Annotated in this window: 19 protein-coding genes and 1 pseudogene; 14 read left to right on the top strand and 6 right to left on the bottom strand. The window is 57.3% G+C overall.

What is annotated here, in order from left to right; translation table 11 throughout:
* Positions 1-12 precede the first annotated feature (12 nt).
* The 5 genes from NCG91_RS19415 to NCG91_RS19395 all read right to left on the bottom strand — a co-directional run bounded on the left by NCG91_RS19415 (position 13) and on the right by NCG91_RS19395 (position 3,408).
* Complete coding sequence (locus NCG91_RS19415) at positions 13-228, bottom strand: tail protein X (protein ID WP_251350851.1); 216 nt, start codon at positions 226-228, stop codon at positions 13-15.
* A complete protein-coding gene (locus NCG91_RS19410) occupies positions 228-731 on the bottom strand; it encodes a head completion/stabilization protein (protein WP_251350850.1) in 504 nt (167 codons plus the stop codon). Before NCG91_RS19410 ends, NCG91_RS19415 begins: the two co-directional genes overlap by 1 nt.
* Before the next feature lie 105 nt (positions 732-836).
* Positions 837-1,553 (bottom strand): phage terminase small subunit, encoded by a 717-nt coding sequence (gpM, locus tag NCG91_RS19405; protein ID WP_251350849.1) that lies wholly within the window; start codon positions 1,551-1,553, stop codon positions 837-839.
* Entirely contained in the window at positions 1,553-2,572 is a 1,020-nt protein-coding gene (locus NCG91_RS19400; RefSeq protein WP_251350848.1) for a phage major capsid protein, P2 family, read from the bottom strand. Before NCG91_RS19400 ends, gpM begins: the two co-directional genes overlap by 1 nt.
* 47 nt (positions 2,573-2,619) lie before the next feature.
* Entirely contained in the window at positions 2,620-3,408 is a 789-nt protein-coding gene (locus NCG91_RS19395) for a GPO family capsid scaffolding protein (protein ID WP_251350847.1), read from the bottom strand.
* Between the two features lie 136 nt (positions 3,409-3,544).
* On the opposite strand from NCG91_RS19395, the gene NCG91_RS19390 reads away from it, so the two are divergent.
* The 3 genes from NCG91_RS19390 to NCG91_RS19380 are packed head-to-tail and all read left to right on the top strand — an operon-like array spanning position 3,545 to position 6,629.
* The gene (locus NCG91_RS19390) at positions 3,545-5,356 is read left to right on the top strand and encodes a terminase ATPase subunit family protein (protein WP_251350846.1); all 1,812 of its coding nucleotides are present in this window, start codon (positions 3,545-3,547) and stop codon (positions 5,354-5,356) included.
* Positions 5,353-6,417 carry a phage portal protein gene (locus tag NCG91_RS19385; protein ID WP_251350845.1) on the top strand — a complete coding sequence of 355 codons (1,065 nt, stop codon included), beginning with the start codon at positions 5,353-5,355 and terminating at the stop codon, positions 6,415-6,417. Before NCG91_RS19390 ends, NCG91_RS19385 begins: the two co-directional genes overlap by 4 nt.
* Positions 6,414-6,629, top strand: a complete 216-nt coding sequence (locus NCG91_RS19380) for a hypothetical protein (protein ID WP_251350844.1) — start codon at positions 6,414-6,416, stop codon at positions 6,627-6,629. Before NCG91_RS19385 ends, NCG91_RS19380 begins: the two co-directional genes overlap by 4 nt.
* 434 nt (positions 6,630-7,063) lie before the next feature.
* On the opposite strand, the gene NCG91_RS19375 is transcribed toward NCG91_RS19380, so the two are convergent.
* Entirely contained in the window at positions 7,064-7,939 is an 876-nt protein-coding gene (locus tag NCG91_RS19375) for a DNA-methyltransferase (protein ID WP_251350843.1), read from the bottom strand.
* A gap of 192 nt (positions 7,940-8,131) precedes the next feature.
* On the opposite strand from NCG91_RS19375, the gene NCG91_RS19370 reads away from it, so the two are divergent.
* The 11 genes and pseudogenes from NCG91_RS19370 (at position 8,132) to NCG91_RS19320 (ending at position 15,097) form a co-directional block, all read left to right on the top strand.
* Entirely contained in the window at positions 8,132-8,377 is a 246-nt protein-coding gene (locus NCG91_RS19370) for a hypothetical protein (RefSeq protein WP_251350842.1), read from the top strand.
* A 48-nt stretch (positions 8,378-8,425) separates the two neighbouring features.
* Positions 8,426-8,698, top strand: a complete 273-nt coding sequence (locus tag NCG91_RS19365; RefSeq protein ID WP_251350841.1) for a hypothetical protein — start codon at positions 8,426-8,428, stop codon at positions 8,696-8,698.
* A gap of 781 nt (positions 8,699-9,479) precedes the next feature.
* Positions 9,480-9,701, top strand: a pseudogene (locus NCG91_RS19360) (phage portal protein); the annotation flags it as partial.
* Positions 9,698-9,913, top strand: coding sequence for a hypothetical protein (locus NCG91_RS19355; RefSeq protein WP_251350840.1), 216 nt, complete (start codon positions 9,698-9,700; stop codon positions 9,911-9,913). The pseudogene NCG91_RS19360 and the gene NCG91_RS19355, both read left to right, overlap by 4 nt.
* 472 nt (positions 9,914-10,385) lie before the next feature.
* The gene (locus NCG91_RS19350) at positions 10,386-10,802 is read left to right on the top strand and encodes a PAAR domain-containing protein (protein ID WP_099668180.1); all 417 of its coding nucleotides are present in this window, start codon (positions 10,386-10,388) and stop codon (positions 10,800-10,802) included.
* A complete protein-coding gene (locus NCG91_RS19345; RefSeq protein ID WP_099664948.1) occupies positions 10,799-11,308 on the top strand; it encodes a DUF4123 domain-containing protein in 510 nt (169 codons plus the stop codon). Before NCG91_RS19350 ends, NCG91_RS19345 begins: the two co-directional genes overlap by 4 nt.
* Positions 11,292-11,639 (top strand): hypothetical protein, encoded by a 348-nt coding sequence (locus tag NCG91_RS19340; RefSeq protein ID WP_251350839.1) that lies wholly within the window; start codon positions 11,292-11,294, stop codon positions 11,637-11,639. Before NCG91_RS19345 ends, NCG91_RS19340 begins: the two co-directional genes overlap by 17 nt.
* Positions 11,639-12,238 carry a Tox-REase-5 domain-containing protein gene (locus NCG91_RS19335; RefSeq protein WP_099664946.1) on the top strand — a complete coding sequence of 200 codons (600 nt, stop codon included), beginning with the start codon at positions 11,639-11,641 and terminating at the stop codon, positions 12,236-12,238. The genes NCG91_RS19340 and NCG91_RS19335 overlap by 1 nt, the downstream gene beginning before the upstream one ends.
* 4 nt (positions 12,239-12,242) lie before the next feature.
* Positions 12,243-12,980, top strand: a complete 738-nt coding sequence (locus NCG91_RS19330; protein ID WP_099664945.1) for an immunity 52 family protein — start codon at positions 12,243-12,245, stop codon at positions 12,978-12,980.
* A gap of 717 nt (positions 12,981-13,697) precedes the next feature.
* Entirely contained in the window at positions 13,698-14,345 is a 648-nt protein-coding gene (locus tag NCG91_RS19325; RefSeq protein WP_251350838.1) for a hypothetical protein, read from the top strand.
* A 146-nt stretch (positions 14,346-14,491) separates the two neighbouring features.
* On the top strand, positions 14,492-15,097 hold the full coding sequence (locus tag NCG91_RS19320) for a DUF4274 domain-containing protein (RefSeq protein ID WP_251350837.1): 606 nt from the start codon (positions 14,492-14,494) through the stop codon (positions 15,095-15,097).
* The last annotated feature ends 93 nt before the right edge of the window (positions 15,098-15,190 follow it).

The raw sequence follows: 15,190 nt of genomic DNA, 5'->3' as shown, positions 1-15,190 counted from the left end.
TGGATTGCTGCGTTAATCCCATAGCTGCACAAGATCGGCTGCGGCCAGCTGGCCCGTGCTGGGCGCCGGTTCGGGCAGGGTGACGACCAGGCCGGCCGGCAGCACGGCGCCGTGGTGCGCCAGCGCGGGATTGATTTCCAGGGTTTGCTCGACGTATCCCGCGCCGTCGCCCAGGTAGCGCCACACCAGGGCGTCTACCGTGTCGTGCTGCCGCGTGCGCACCTGCATCAGATCAATTCCACGGTCAGGTGCGTGCGGCCGACCATATCGGCGATGGCCCATTGCGCATTGCGCCGCTGCGCGCCGGGCGCCTCGTCCAGCCATTCCATGCTTTTCTTGTCGCTGACGGAGGTGGCCGTACTGTCGTAGTCGCGGTAACGCTCGATCAGATCCGCTTTGGCCGTGCTGTAGACGGCGCGCCGGTACTGCGCCAGCAAACGGGATTCGCGGTTGATGCGCGTGGCCGGCACGTCCACCAGGGCGGCGATACCTGCGGCGGCCTGCTTTCCCTGCCAGGCGGCAAGCTCGCGGTTGACCTGCAGGATGGCATCGACCACGGCTTGCACCAGGCGCGCATCGGTGACGGTGCCGTCCAGGCGCATGGCGTCGCGCACATCGGTGAGAAAGATGTCGGGAAACCAGCCGTCGTTCTCGATGACGCCGGGGACAGGCGCTGGCGCCGCCGGCGTGGTGCCGGGCGGGATGGACGGGGGCAGGGCCATGAAGGACATACGGGACGCTTTCAAAAGGGGCGGTGGACGGGGTTCATCAGGTCAATATCGTTGACGATGCGTGGCCAGAATCCCCCCGTGCCGCCGTGCTGCGGGGGATGCTCTTTACGTGGAACCAGCCGCGCGCTTGAGGCGCCGTTCCAGCCGTTCCATATCTTTCTTGACGCCGCACGACTCCGACAGGGCGCGGGCGCGTTTCAACTGGGCCATGGCCGTTTCCGCCTGCGCCACCAGCGCCGGGGCGATGTCCGTGTCGTCGGCCTGGTCCAGCACGGCGACCATGGCCAGGCCGATGGCCTTGTGCAGCTTGGCGCGCGCCTGGTCGGGCGCATCGCTGGCGGCCGTCAGCCGTTCCACCTGGCCCAGCACTTGGGCCGCGTGCTGCGGGTCGCTGGCCAGCTTGCCGTGCAAATAGCCTTCGGCGAACTCGTCCAGCATCAGCGTGGCGATGTCGCGGCTGTAGGTCTCGGGCAGGGTGAACTTGTGCGCCAGCGCGTATTCGGCCATGACCAGGGCGCGCTCGTACTCGCCTGTGTCGATGTGCCACACCAGCAGGGTGGCGAAGACGTCATCCTGGGCGCCCTTGCCGCCGGCCAGCACGCCGTCGATCCATTGCGCGTAATCCGGCAGCAAGGTGGCCTTGACCTCGATCTTGCGTTCGACCGACTGGATGGACTTCAGACGGCGGCGGTCGTCGGCCAGCTTGTAGAGCATCAGCTCGTAGGCCGTGCCGGTGGTCACGCCTTGCGGCGCGGCGGCGCCGGCCGTGCGCTCGGCCAGCATGCGCGCGCGGTGGCGCAGGGCGGGGGACTGGTTCGCCATCACTTGTCTTTCAGCTCGATGTTTTCCACCAGCGCGGCCAGGCCCACGTCTTCGATCACGTAGGCGTCGTTGGACGACTCGTAATTCTCGATGCGGTCGCGCTTGGGCACGTCTTCGACGCGGCGGCGGCGCGCGCCTTCCTGGAAGTAAATCGACAGGTTGTCGAAGCGGGTAATGAGGATGGCGTTGTCCGGGAAGAAGGGTACGCGCGCGGCCGGCAAGCCGCCGATGCGTTTCTGGCTGATGATGATGTCGGCCGCCAGGGTTTCCGTGGGCGCCTGTTTGGTGTTGACCAATGGAAAATACTTGTCGTTCAACAGCTTGCGCCCGACGATGGCCACCAGATTGGTGTCTTCCTGATACCACGGGTCCAGCAGGTTGACGGCATCGGTGACGGCCGCATCCAGATTGGCATAGTCCGCATCAGTCGCGTCGCCGATGATGACCTTGCCCGGCATGCCGGCGGCCACCAGGCCCAGCACGCGCTCGGGCGCCAGTTCGCGCAGGTGCTGCAGCCAGCCTTTATTGACGTCCTGCAGCAGCGGATTGGCGTCCAGATCGGTGTCGGCCATGGCCTTGACGCCATTGAAGCCGATGACGATGCGGTCCAGCGCTTGGCGCGTCCAAATGGCATTGGCCACGCGCGACTGGAAGTCGGCGAACTTGGCCCAGGCGTCCAGCTTGGCATAGTTCAAATGCGTGTCGAAGTTGGTTTGCTCGCAGCGGTATTTGGTGCCGTCCAGGGTGGACAGGTCGCGCGTCTTGCGTTCCTTGTCTTTGGTGTTGGTGCGGCCGGCAATCGGGCCGGAGACGCCCAGGCCCAGCTTTTCGCCTTCCTGCTCGGACACGCCGATGATGTTCACTTTCGACAGGAACTCGCTCGATTCCTGCATCTTCGTTTCCAGCTTTTGCTGCACGCTGGGCGTGACGCTGAAGGTCTTGGCCACGTTGTCCGTGTCGTTCAGCTGTCCCAGACGGGTTTCGTATTGGCCAAAGACCTGGCGCGTTTGCTTTTTCATAAATCAGTGCTCCGTTGTTGAATTGGGGGAAGAAAGGGCGAGGGCGCTTAAAACTCGGTCTGCACGGCGCCGTCGTTGCCGGTGGCGGCCGGGCGGCGCGGGCCGTTGCCGGGCGCTTCATCCATTTGCGCCTTGAAGGCGGCCAGCTCGTCCTGCGTGGCCTTCAATGCCGTTTCGGCCGCGTCGATGCGCTTCGCGGCGTCCGCGTAGTTGTCGTTGGCGGTGACGACGTGGCCGGCCAGCGCCTCGACGGCTTCGCTGATGTCGGCGAATTGCGCGGCGTCGGCGCCGGATTTGTTCGAAAAGCGCGACAGCAGGTTTTTCACGGCATCGGCCAGCTTGATGCCCTGCGGCTCGTCAAATTCCAGCGTCACCTCGACGGCGGAGGTGAACAGGTTGGTGCTTTGCTGCTTGCGGCTGGCGGAGAATTGCAGCGCCTCGGTGCCCAGGCTGGCCGGGCTGTCGGTGACGCCCAGGCCGACCAGGTAGGGCTGTGACGAGTCGGCAAAGTCGGGCTGAATTTCCAGGCTGGTGTAGAGCTTTTGTTTCGCCTTGTTGATGGCCACCAGCTCCGGCGTGGGTTCGATCTGCGCGAACAGGGCCAGTTTTTTGCCGCTGTCGGTGTCCACTTCCTCGGCTTTGACGGCGATCACGTCGCCGTAGGCTTTAAATTGGCTGTCGGGCAGGATGCCTCGAATGTGCTCCAGCCAGATGCGGGCGCCGTAGGTTTTCGGGTTGTAGGTGGCGGCGATCTGTTCGATGGTGGCGCGGTCGATGTTGCGGCCGTCCGTGGTGGCGCCTTCGGTGGCAACGCGGAAAAATTTCGATTTGGACATGGTAGGCGTTCTCGGTTGATCGGATAACGCCATGGTCAACGTCTTGGCGCCGCGATTCAATGCGCTGCGGGTTGCTATGGGCCATAGCGACTTTTGCCTTCCCCCGCTCCGCGCGCGCGCGGCCTACGCTGGCGGCATGCTGACAATCGAGAAAACAAGCGAACAAACCACCGACCAAATCATCGGTGAACTGGCCGTGCCCGAGTCCGAGCCACGGCGCGCCGCGCGCGCCCTGTACTGGAAGGGCTGGCGCATTTCGTCCATCGCCCGCCACCTGGGCATCAAGCGCAGCACCATCAATAGCTGGAAGCTGCGCGACGAATGGGACAAGGCGCAGGCCATCGAGCACGTCGAGGCGTCGGCCGAGCTGCGCCTGGTGAAACTGATCGAAAAAGAGGTCAAGAGCGGCAGCGACTACAAGGAAATCGATTTGTTGGCGCGCACCATCGTGCAGATGGCGCGCGTGCGCCGCTATGAGCAGCCGGGCGGCAACGAGGTCGATCTCAACCCCAAGCTGGCGAACCGCAACGCGGGGCCGAAGAAGAAGCCGACGCGCAACGATTTCAGCGAAGAACAGAAAATCCAGCTGCTCGACGCCTTCCAGGATTCGCTCTTCGACTATCAAAAGATCTGGTATCGCAACGGCGACCAGCGCACGCGCGCCATCCTCAAGTCCCGCCAGATCGGCGCCACCTGGTACTTCGCGCGCGAAGCGCTGGCCGACGCCATGGAGACGGGCCGCAATCAGATATTCCTGTCCGCTTCCAAGAGTCAGGCCCACGTCTTCAAGCAATACATCGTGCAATTCGCCCGTGAGGCGGCCGGCATCGAGCTGACGGGCGACCCCATCGTGCTGCCGAACGGTGCGCATCTGTACTTCCTCGGTACCAATGCGCGCACGGCGCAGGGCTACCACGGCAATTTCTACTTCGATGAATTCTTCTGGACGCAGAACTTCCAGGAGTTGAACAAGGTGGCCTCGGGCATGGCCATCCACAAGAAATGGCGCAAGACCTACTTTTCCACGCCATCCTCGACCACGCACCAGGCTTACCCGTTCTGGACGGGCGAGCTGTTCAACAAGCGCCGCGCCAAGATGGATCAGGTCAACATCGATGTGAGCCACGGCCGCCTGTCGTCGGGCTTTACGGGCGAGGACAAGATATGGCGCCAGATCGTCACCATCCTGGATGCCGAGCGCGGCGGCTGCAACCTGTTCGACATCGACGAGCTGCGCAATTTCGAGTACAGCCCGGACCAGTTCGACAACCTGCTGATGTGCAACTTTATCGACGATTCGGCCTCGGTCTTCCCGCTGGCCGAGCTGCAGCGCTGCATGGTCGATTCCTGGGTCGAATGGGACGACTACAAGCCGTTGCTGGGCCTGCGCCCGTTCGGTAACCGGCCCGTGTGGATCGGCTACGACCCGGCCTTGAACGGCGACAGCGCCGGCTGCGTGGTGCTGGCGCCGCCGATGACGGCCGGCGGCAAGTTTCGCATCCTGGAACGACACCAGTGGCGCGGGCAGAGTTTCGAAGATCACGCCGACGCCATCCGCCAGATGACCCAGCGCTACAACGTCGAGTACATCGGCATCGATACCACGGGCATGGGCATCGGCGTGCTGCCGATCGTGCGCGGCTTCTTCCCGGCCGTCACGCCGCTGAACTACTCGCCCGAAGTCAAAACGCGCATGGTCTTGAAGGCCAAAAACATCATCAGCAAGGGCCGGCTGGAATTTGACGCCGGCTGGACCGACATCGCGCAGTCCTTCATGGCCATCCACAAGACCCTCACCCCCAGCGGGCGGCATGTGACGTATGTCGCCGGCCGCAGCGACGAAACCGGCCACGCCGATCTGGCGTGGGCCTGCATGCACGCCCTCGATCACGAGCCCTTCGAAGGCACCACTGACAACCACCAATCTTTCATGGAGATTTATTCTTGAGCAAAGCACGACACTTGCGCGCGCGCGGCCGCCAGGCCCAAGGCGCGCCATCAACAGCGGCCACGGCGCCGGCCGCCGCCGGCATCGAGGCGTTTTCCTTCGGCGATCCCACGCCCGTGCTCGAGCACGCCGACATTCTCGACTGTTTCGAATGCTGGAAGAACGGCCACTGGTATGAGCCGCCCGTCAACCTGGCCGGCCTGGCCAAGTCGTTTAACGCTGGCGTGCACCACAGCAGCGCCATCCACTTCAAGGCCAACGTGCTGGCGTCCACCCTGATTCCCAGCAAGTACCTGTCGCGCGACGCCTTCAAGCGCATGGCCTTGGACTTCCTGACGTTCGGTAATGCCTACCTGGAAGACCGGCCCAGCCGCAGCGGCAAGGCGCTGGCGTACCAGCATGCGCTGGCCAAGTACATGCGGCGCGGCGTCGATCTGGATACCTACTTTTTCGTGAACGGCTACCAGGCCGTGCACGAATTCGACAAGGGCCGCGTGTTTCACCTGATGGAACCGGACGTGAACCAGGAGTTGTATGGCGTGCCGCAGTACCTGAGCGCCTTGCAATCGGCCTGGCTCAACGAGGCGGCCACTTTGTTCCGCCGCAAGTACTACAAGAACGGTTCGCACGCCGGTTTCGTCTTCTATATGACGGACGCGGCCGCCAACACCCAGGACGTGGACAACCTGCGCCAGGCCATGCGCGACAGCAAGGGGCCGGGCAACTTCCGCAACCTGTTCATGTACGCGCCGAACGGCAAGAAGGACGGCATCCAGATCCTGCCCGTGTCGGACGTGGCCGCGAAGGACGAGTTTTTCAACATCAAGAGCGTCACGCGCGACGACCAGCTGGCCGCGCATCGCGTGCCGCCGCAGCTGATGGGCATCCTGCCGAACAATGCCGGCGGCTTCGGCGCCGTCGAGCCTGCCGCGCGCGTCTTCGCCCGTAACGAGCTGGTGCCGCTGCAGGCGCAGTTCATGGCCATCAACGAGTGGGCGGGCGTGGAAGTGGTGCGCTTCGCCCCGTATGACCTGGCCACGGGCGGGGAGGGCGCGCAATGAGCGATCACGTCGACAACACGGACAAGATCATCTTCGCGGAGGTGGCACGCGGCCTGGCCGCCGTGCGGCGCCGGCCGGGCCTGGTGGCGCACGGCTGCTGCCACTACTGCGACGAGGCGCTGGCGCCCGCGCTGCTGTTCTGCAATGCGGACTGCCGCGACGATTACGAGAAGGAGAAGGCGGCCAAGGCGCGCGCCGGCCGCACAGGATGACCGTCACGCCGCGATAGCCGGCGGGGCAGGGCCGCGCAGCCCAGCCGCGCCGAAGCGCCCCAGCCACCGCACAAGCCGCCCACGAGGCGGCTTTTTCACGTCCCGACGAATGATATTGCTATGAAAGCAAGAAAAAAGCCCATTTCGGCCCGGCGCGCGCAGTTGTCCCCCCTCCACACCTGCCCGCTATATAGGGCTCTTTTGACTCAAATTTGCGCCATGGCCGAAGGCGCATGAGGACTGGCGCGGCGGGGCGAAAAGGGGGCATGCGATTTGACGCATTTTGACGCACTTTCATACATGTTGGTGTTGAGGGGCATCTACAGCTCTCGATTAGCGCGACCATTTAGTACGGCTTCAAAAGAATACGCCGTTACAGTCATGTTTTTGACCTGATTCGCCAAGTTGTTGCAATAGAGCAATTGGTCGCCGACCTAAGCCGTCTGTCTTTGACTGTCAAGAGTCAATTTCTTACTTTCCTGATCTATTTTCTCTTTGCTTGATTTAGCAGGTATAGCTCGCTGCTGATCAGGCGGTTCGTTGCTCTCAATAACTATGTGTGCCTCCGATGAAGCCAATCGCCTCTCAATGATCTTGCAATATTCTGGGTTTAGCTCGAATCCAACGAAATTGCGCCCCAAACGTTTTGCCGCTACCGCAGTAGTTCCGCTGCCCATAAATGGATCAAGAACTGTACCGCCAGGTGGGCATGAGACTTTCACCATGCGCTCGATAATTTCCAATGGTTTTTGGGTTGGATGATCAGTGCGCTCTGGATGGATTTTGTGAAGCCGCGAGACGCTCCACAAATCCTTCGGATTGCAGCCAATTTCCAGCCATTTAGCGCCGACAAATATTGAACGCGAACGAGCTTTTTTCGTTTCTGCGTCGTATGGAATTCTGACTGAATCAAGATCAAAATAGTAGCCTTTGTTTTTTACAAAAAAACCAATGGTATCGTGTACAGATGTAAAACTTCTAGTACTTCCGCCCATTGATGGGACTCGCCTATCCCATATGATCTCATTCATCATGGTCATACGCTTTTTTAACATGACAAAAATTTCAGGTGAAAAGCGCCACGTCAGAAATATAAAGAGGCTTCCGTTGGGCTTTAGCTTTGGAATGGCGGCATCGAGCCAAGTCTCCATCCATCGTAGATAAATACTCGATTCTTGCTTGTCGGAATCATTTCCATAATCTTTGCCGAGACCATATGGCGGATCTGCGAGGATTAGATCAATTGTGCCATCTGGAATCCGAGTTAAACCATTTATTGCATCTTCATTGAAGACTTTATTAACCCACATTATTATTACTTTCTTCAGATCATTATTTATTTCTTTGCGGTAACTTGCAAAAATGCTTATCCTGGCGAACGTGATCAGCTATTACGGTGAACATGACTGCTCCGCAAAGGACGGCGTTACGAGGTCAAATTTTAACGGTCGCGATGACGTTCCGGTGAGATTTTTCTCTTTTTGGCGGCTTTTGGTTGTTCAGTGCAGCTGGTCGCCTGTCAACTTGAAGCGTTTATTGCGCTGCATGGCACGGGCCATGATGGGATTCGCGACACTGGCGTCGCCGATCCGGAGATGCCGGTGTTCGAAGATAACAGGTTAGTGATGATGGGGGCTGTTGCCGGCCCGGTCGTCAATGATCTGCGGTGTATGCGGGCGCGACACGCCGTCAATACTTTTACCAAAAATGCCGAGAGAATGGTACAGGGTCCATCCATTCTGTTGTAATATGCGTAACGCTGTTGTTGCTCAATATCAACTCTTCGAAAGGCACTTATGGAATTGTACAGAGTCTATGTTCAAACTGACGATCACCCACACATTTTGGAAATGATTGTTGCGGGTGAGAATCTCAGAGATGCTAAAAAGAAAGCGCTTGGCCACGTAAAAGCTGCCAATCCAACGAAAGGACGCGCTGTTGCAACCTCTCAGAAGAACTCGACTGTCGTTGCAGCAAAAAAAACGGGCCTCGCAGGCGCTCTCGTTGTAAATAAGATGCCACTTACCATTCACAGGGAAATCATGAAGAATCTTAAGGAGGAAGATTAGGAAGGCGATGATTTATAGCTGAGATCGCACCGCTGTACCTGCTATGTTAGCACAATGAGGCATCTTGGACGGTTGCCCTTCTTTTGTGTCTCGGAGATGCCTTTGGTGGGACTGCTTTTGCGCTTGATGTTCACACGCCAAGTTGAAGCAACACTGTGGAGCGAAAATCTGACTCGGTCGTATGAGCGAAGTGCGTCTGAAATGATAAATGCCCGCCCTACAAAGCAAAAGCAGAGCGTGCAGTTTTGGTTTTCAGAGCTATTGGTTTTTCGCATTTGTTGACCGGAAAAGCGGGCCAGAACAGCGTGAATACTTGATTCATGGCGAGCTTCTCAAGCTTGCGCTTGCGTCCCGTGCTCGAAGGCCGCAGGTACCAGGCAACAGCGTGCTGCTGGAAAAGTCAAAGATCTAAAAATTCTGTTTCTTTTCCGTTGACGGTACAAGCGTAGGTACCCTGCTACAAGGTGGTCATATAAGGTGCATGAATACTAGCTGTATGCATTACACCGCTTCCGCCAGGAAATAAAGAAACCGCCTTCGGGCGGTTTTTTATTGCCTGGCGGAAACGAGCAGGGCGCCTTCGCGCCCTGCGTGTGAGATTCGAAGGGCTGGGCCTACCGGCCCAGCCCGCCCCGAATCCTCCACCCGCTGCCGCTGCGCGGCAGCCCCGCGCGCCGAGGGCGCGCGTTCGTGGTTCTAACTAGGTCTTCAACTGAGCCAGCTTCTACAGCGCCCCACGCATCAGTCCGTGTCCGAATAGCCGACCTGACCCTCTTGCCCCGACGACCTACTGGCCGCGCACCGCGTGCCGCCGCAGCTCGTGGGCATCCTGCCGAACAATGCCGGCGGCTTCGGAGCCGTGGATCCGGCCGCGCGCATCTTCCCCCGCAACGAGCTGGTGCCGCTGCAGGCGCAGTTCATGGCGATCAACGAGTGGGCCGGCGTGGAGGTGTTGCGCTTCGCCCCGTATGACCTGGCCACGAGCGGGGAGGGCGCGGCATGAGCGACCACATCGACAACACGGACAAGATCATCTTTGCCGAGGTGGCGCGCTGGCTGGCCGCGGTGCGCCGCCGGCCGGGCTTGGTGGCGCATGGCTGCTGCCACTACTGCGACGAGGCGCTGGCGCCCGCGCTGCTGTTCTGCAATGTGGACTGCCGCGACGACTACGAGAAGGAACAGGCGGCGATGATCCGCGCCGGCCGCGCAGGATGAGCGTCACGCAACGATAGCCGGCAGGGGCGGGCGCGGATCATCGCCGCGCCGGAGCGCCCCAGCCACCGCACAAGCCGCCCACGAGGCGGCTTTTTCACGTCCGGACGAATGGAATTGCTATGGAAGTAAGAAAAATCCCCATTTCGGCCCGGCGCGCGCAGTTGTCCCCCCCTCCACACCTGCCCGCTAGTTAGGGCTCTTTTGACTCAAATGTGCGCCATGGCCGAAGGCGCATGAGGACTGGCGTGTCGGGGCGAAGAGGGGGAGTGCGATTTGACGCATTTTGACGCACTTTGAGCAGTTTTTCGTGCGGTGCGGCGTTCGAGTAGATATCGGCTTTAACGCGCTGAATCATTGAGCTCCGATTCGCGAGCCAGTTCTATGAGTTTTGAATCGTGCTTATCAGGCATATTTAAAAAATATGCTATAAATGCAACTTGTCGCGTGGCGGCATCCCATACAGGAGCATCATTTGAACAGACCCCTCATCGTCTTGGGCGACAAGACCAGTCACGGCGGCACAGTCATCAGCGCCGATCTCACCGTCGATATCAACGGCAAGTATGTCGCGCGCGTGGGTGACATGACAGTGTGTCCCAAATGTAAGGGGGCTTTCGCCATCAAGTCCGGTCCGAGCGACCTGGTGGATGGCAGCGGCAACGGCTATGCGCGTCACATGGATATGACCGCTTGCGGTGCGAAACTGATTTCCGGCCAAATAACCACGAGCTGGTCGGACGAATCGTCAATGGGCGACCCGGCAGCCGAAGACAAGATCGCAGCTCTGGAGGCCACGCCTCAGATCGCGGCCGTCACATCGTCGGGCATCTGTCTTGATTGCCTGCTCAAGGCTGCCCACGTTGGCAGTCCCGTGGTGATCCGCGAATGACGATGCTTGACGTCAGAATTCGGTGGGAACAGCGACGCGACGCGATGCCCGAGCTACACTTATACGCCTTGGTGGATGGTGCTCAGTACCAAACCCAACGCAACAAGCGGCTACTGGCCGGCACCGGACTTTTTCCCCTATTCAGAGGCACCCCGGACGCTGCGCTCAGGCATGCCGGGCCTTGGCTGGTCGATGTGGCCAGCGTGGCGGAGTCTTTTGTCGAAGAGCTGACTGCGCTTGAGCGCGATACTCCTTCTCTGTCTTGGCTGATCTCGCCACAAGACTTGGATGGACTCGCGCAACTGTTGCAACTGAGGCTGGAGGTGCGCCTGCCGGATGGCCGTAGCGCCTTGCTGCGTTTTTGGGACCCACGCGTCTTGGCCAACCTTGCTCAGACGCTCGATGCCGGGCAGCGGGAGGAATTTTTCAGCCATATTTACGAGTGGCACCTGCTGCACAACGGGCAGCGTGTTTGGGTCGGGAGGCAACATGCTGACGCTCACTGAGGAACAGTGGCAGGCCCTGCAGCAAGGCGAAGCCCGCCAGTTCGTCTCAATGGTATGCGATGAGTTCCTTGCTAACCGGCCTGACATGCTTGTACAGCCCGGCCGGGAGGCCGTTCTGGCACGTATGCAGAATGCGCATGACTATGCTGCCCGTGTGGGTTTCACCAGTACGCCGCACATTATGCGATTGATGTACCTGTCTGCTGATGCCGTACGTATTCATGATGATCCGTTGGTCAATGGCTATCTATGTAAACGCGGCGCGACTCCGGAGCAGCGCCTAGATGAAATCGATGCAATCATGCGCAACAAATTACAGGGAATGAACTGATGCCAGCAATTTTCATTCCTGTCGTCATTCCTGTCGTTGAGGCCGTTGCAGTGCGTGTACTGGCTGCACTCGGTGTCGGCCTCGCCGCCGGCGCTGCGGGCGAAGCGGCGCTTGAGCAGGCACGCAAACGCCAGGAAGAGGCCGATAAGGCTAAATCAGGCGCGATTGCGCGCACGGAGGCCACAACGAAAGAAAAAGAAAAGTGCAAAGAGTGCCCGCCGGACCGTGGTGCTCTTATGCCTGTCAATCACCACATGTCGCAAAACTCGATGGAGTATCAGGCCAGAATAACGGGATTTCCTACAGGCATGGAATGGTTATTTGAAGGAAAAGACTTCGACGGCTTTAAATCTGGCATGTGCTTGTTGCAAGAGGCAAAAGCAGAATACGATCAGTTTTTTAATAGAGAAGGTGAGTTTCTATACCCCTTTCAAGAAAAAATTTTCGTTGACATGGGGAAACAGGCCCTGGCCCAATCAATAATCGTAGGCAGAAACAAACCGGCCGCATTAACGTATTACTTCCAAACCGCGATGGCTTGCAGATATATGAAGCCAAAGTTACTCAGTTTGGGAATATCCGTCCTTCACATTCCATAATATCATGACCATAATAAAAGCCGCATTCAAAAAACTGACACCCGGCACATCGTTAGCCTTCCGGTCCAATGTCGAACAGATTGGGCCTATCGTCCGATTTCTGCAAAAAACTGATCCCCTGGGAAAACAGTGGTTCCTGATGGGGGATACCGAAGAGGAGTCGCTTCGATACCCAGCTTTCGACGCCCTGGGAGAACTCACCCCTGCAGCCGAGGCGGTACTCGAAACAGAGTTTAAAGGCGACAATATTCGTTATTTTGCTGCATGGAATGGAGAACTTAAGCAAGGCGATGGAGCGACTATTACTTTTCAGTTTCACGATGAGGACTGGCCTGCCTGGAGCCTTGAGATTAATTATCAAGGCGAAGGTATTCAACGTCTTGGGGGGCTTGATGGCGTGATAGAGCTTCTCTCAATGATTGCCGGTAGTCTTCAACCTAGCATCATCAATGTCGCACGCTATCAGTATTTTGAGAAGCAGGTATTCCAGGATCGGCCTGGCGTAGGCTGGATGCTCTACCTTCCGCGCGTGCTGGCGGTCCAGCAAGTGCCAGAGGCCCGCGCGCTTGTGCCTGTGATGATCACGGACGAGAAGGATAACGATAAACAAATCGGCACCATCATTGTCAGTGTCACCGACGTGCCGTTCTCGGACGAGAACCCTGAGCACGTCAAGATAGCCAACGCCATCGAAATCCGTTTGGTCGATCAAGACTTACTACCTCCTTTCGCGGACCACTAAGCGCTGGCTGTACAGACCACACTTGCACAAAAAAACGTTTCCGCATCGTCCGTGTGGGGGGGGTGAAAACAGTGCGTTGCAAGGTGGTGGAAAAACATTGCGTGCGGAACAAAATTACGCGTAAGCATTTGAACTGTATGAAGTATTTTGAAGACTTGAAAACTAGTGCCGGGTTAAATTGTTCGTGAGATTCGAAGGGCGAGGCTTAGCAGCTCAGCCCGCCCCGAATCCGCCACCAGCTGCCGCTGCGCGGCAGCTTCGCGCGCCCCAGGCGCGCGTTTGTGGTTCCAATTAGCTTTTCGACTGAGCCGGCTTTCACAGCACCCGACGCATCAGTCGGTGTCTGAATGGCGGCCTGACCCTCAGCCTGCGTGTCCTAGCGGGTCTGTATTGCGGACTTGTGGTCCAAATCTATTCGAGGCTGGCGAACGGCGAGGCAGCTTGCGGCGTATTCGCGCTGCGGTTCAATTCCGTGCTGATCCCCTGCCATTCGAACAGGTCGTCGCAGAGCAGGCCGTGCGTGTAATATGTGTGGCTTCGTTAAGTGTCAGCTTTGGTTTGATGGCAATTTTTATACTTGCGGATCGCAAAACCATGTGCGTGATGCAATAATTGAATAATTTTATAGCTATGAAAATGATAAACCTTCCTCGGTGGGTACGGCGATTTTTGCCGATCTATTTACTGGGACTTCCTCTAGGTGTAGGAGCTGAATCGATGCTGCAGTATCGCAATATTTCTCTCGGCGATGCGTCGCATAAAGTGTTGAAATTAGCAGAAAATGAGTTTCCTCGCGTTAAGTTGGAGTCTAGAGAGAATTCATTTGATATTCTTGCGATCATGGCTGGAGATGATCAAGGAATTATAGATAATTCATGCCGCTCCGCGGCAACCAGTGATTTGCAACAAGATTGTATATCAGCGCGTTTTATTTTTTCTGGCAAAGCACAGGGAGATCTTCTGGCCAGTGTTTTTGTTGACCAGGGTTTTAGTACCGCCATTAATCGAGACAGTCTTATTGTTATGCTTGTGGCCAAGTATGGACAGCCCAGAATAACTTCTGGAGATGTCGTTCCTGCAACTGATGTGAATCCTGAGTCGAAATTTATTTCGTTTCTTTGGGGAGGGTTGCGAACACCCGTAGGCATCTATCGTCCTAGCCGTTTCCCTTACAAAGATAGGGAAATTATTGGTGGTAAGTACATATCTGCAGTGATTTATTACCAGGGAGACTTGGCAAACGGTTATAGTTTTCGCATCGTTGACTCTGAAATGATGAACGAAAGCATGAAGGTGGATATGAGTGAACCACAAAGGTTAGAGGCTGAGCAGCGAACTCAAAACGATGCCTCAGAAAAATTTTGATTGGGACTTCATACCTTGCGAGAGTGCCCGTCAGACTGGTGGATGCCAATATTGTGCAGGCTGCATGAAGAACGACTTTTTTCTTTCCACTTGTCGCATTTACTCATCCTGAAGTTTTATCAAACCGTCTACTCCAAGGAGTGAATATGTTAACAAAACTGGCAAAAGCGCTGGGACTTAAACAGCCTAACGGCTCGAATGCCGAGCAAGATATCTTAATCCTGGCACTGAAAGGAAAATGTGCTGGCGACACCTATTACCACGACATGGATAAGTCGGTTTTTGACAGTGCGATGGAAGGCGACGATGAGGAGGATTTTTATCGCTTCTATGCTCGGCAGAGAGAGATAGGTATTCAAGCATTCAAAAAAGAAGTAGAAAACGATCTCTCGACATTGTCTGGATGTCAGCTTCATGCCATCGCTCAGCATCAAAATTATCATAATGGCGTATGGCTTCTAAGACAGGTCATAGCGCAACCAAAGTGCGAATTTGCCACAGCGTTTGGCATTTACTGGGCCAATCAGCCGGGCGATTACTATGCGCGATATGAGACACTCGATCTTGCTTGCGAGGACATCAATGCCCTATCCCATGCGAATGCCGTGTTGCTCAATGTGATCGAACACAAGACAAGGCTAGGAACATTTGCACAGACCGTTCCCGTTCCCGATGTTGCCTGTTTCCTGGATCGCAAGCCAGACTATTCCGTGAAACCGATGATAAATATTCCAGTTGAACTCCGTGTATAGTTGTGAGGAGCAGAGCTTGTGATATGGGAATTTATGCGGAGGGATGTCGATACCCTAGTCTTCGCAAGGTATTTATGCACCGATATTCGGGTG

It is taken from the genome of Janthinobacterium kumbetense (assembly GCF_023703445.1).
Classification (GTDB): Bacteria; Pseudomonadota; Gammaproteobacteria; order Burkholderiales; family Burkholderiaceae_D; genus Janthinobacterium; species Janthinobacterium kumbetense.
The sequence above is the reverse complement of the archived record's forward strand: the minus strand, read 5'-3'. Positions and strand labels throughout refer to the sequence as shown.

Excerpts from the sequence above, each read along its gene's own strand:
- NCG91_RS19380 (WP_251350844.1), top strand. The coding sequence starts at position 6,414 with ATGAGCGATCACGTCGACAACACGGACAAGATCATCTTCGCGGAGGTG.
- NCG91_RS19410 (WP_251350850.1), bottom strand. The coding sequence starts at position 731 with ATGTCCTTCATGGCCCTGCCCCCGTCCATCCCGCCCGGCACCACGCCG.
- NCG91_RS19330 (WP_099664945.1), top strand. The coding sequence starts at position 12,243 with ATGACCATAATAAAAGCCGCATTCAAAAAACTGACACCCGGCACATCG.
- NCG91_RS19390 (WP_251350846.1), top strand. The coding sequence starts at position 3,545 with ATGCTGACAATCGAGAAAACAAGCGAACAAACCACCGACCAAATCATC.
- NCG91_RS19400 (WP_251350848.1), bottom strand. The coding sequence starts at position 2,572 with ATGAAAAAGCAAACGCGCCAGGTCTTTGGCCAATACGAAACCCGTCTG.
- NCG91_RS19415 (WP_251350851.1), bottom strand. The coding sequence starts at position 228 with ATGCAGGTGCGCACGCGGCAGCACGACACGGTAGACGCCCTGGTGTGG.
- NCG91_RS19355 (WP_251350840.1), top strand. The coding sequence starts at position 9,698 with ATGAGCGACCACATCGACAACACGGACAAGATCATCTTTGCCGAGGTG.
- NCG91_RS19395 (WP_251350847.1), bottom strand. The coding sequence starts at position 3,408 with ATGTCCAAATCGAAATTTTTCCGCGTTGCCACCGAAGGCGCCACCACG.
- NCG91_RS19375 (WP_251350843.1), bottom strand. The coding sequence starts at position 7,939 with ATGTGGGTTAATAAAGTCTTCAATGAAGATGCAATAAATGGTTTAACT.
- NCG91_RS19340 (WP_251350839.1), top strand. The coding sequence starts at position 11,292 with ATGCTGACGCTCACTGAGGAACAGTGGCAGGCCCTGCAGCAAGGCGAA.
- NCG91_RS19365 (WP_251350841.1), top strand. The coding sequence starts at position 8,426 with ATGGAATTGTACAGAGTCTATGTTCAAACTGACGATCACCCACACATT.
- NCG91_RS19325 (WP_251350838.1), top strand. The coding sequence starts at position 13,698 with ATGCTGCAGTATCGCAATATTTCTCTCGGCGATGCGTCGCATAAAGTG.
- NCG91_RS19345 (WP_099664948.1), top strand. The coding sequence starts at position 10,799 with ATGACGATGCTTGACGTCAGAATTCGGTGGGAACAGCGACGCGACGCG.
- NCG91_RS19335 (WP_099664946.1), top strand. The coding sequence starts at position 11,639 with ATGCCAGCAATTTTCATTCCTGTCGTCATTCCTGTCGTTGAGGCCGTT.
- gpM (WP_251350849.1), bottom strand. The coding sequence starts at position 1,553 with ATGGCGAACCAGTCCCCCGCCCTGCGCCACCGCGCGCGCATGCTGGCC.
- NCG91_RS19320 (WP_251350837.1), top strand. The coding sequence starts at position 14,492 with ATGTTAACAAAACTGGCAAAAGCGCTGGGACTTAAACAGCCTAACGGC.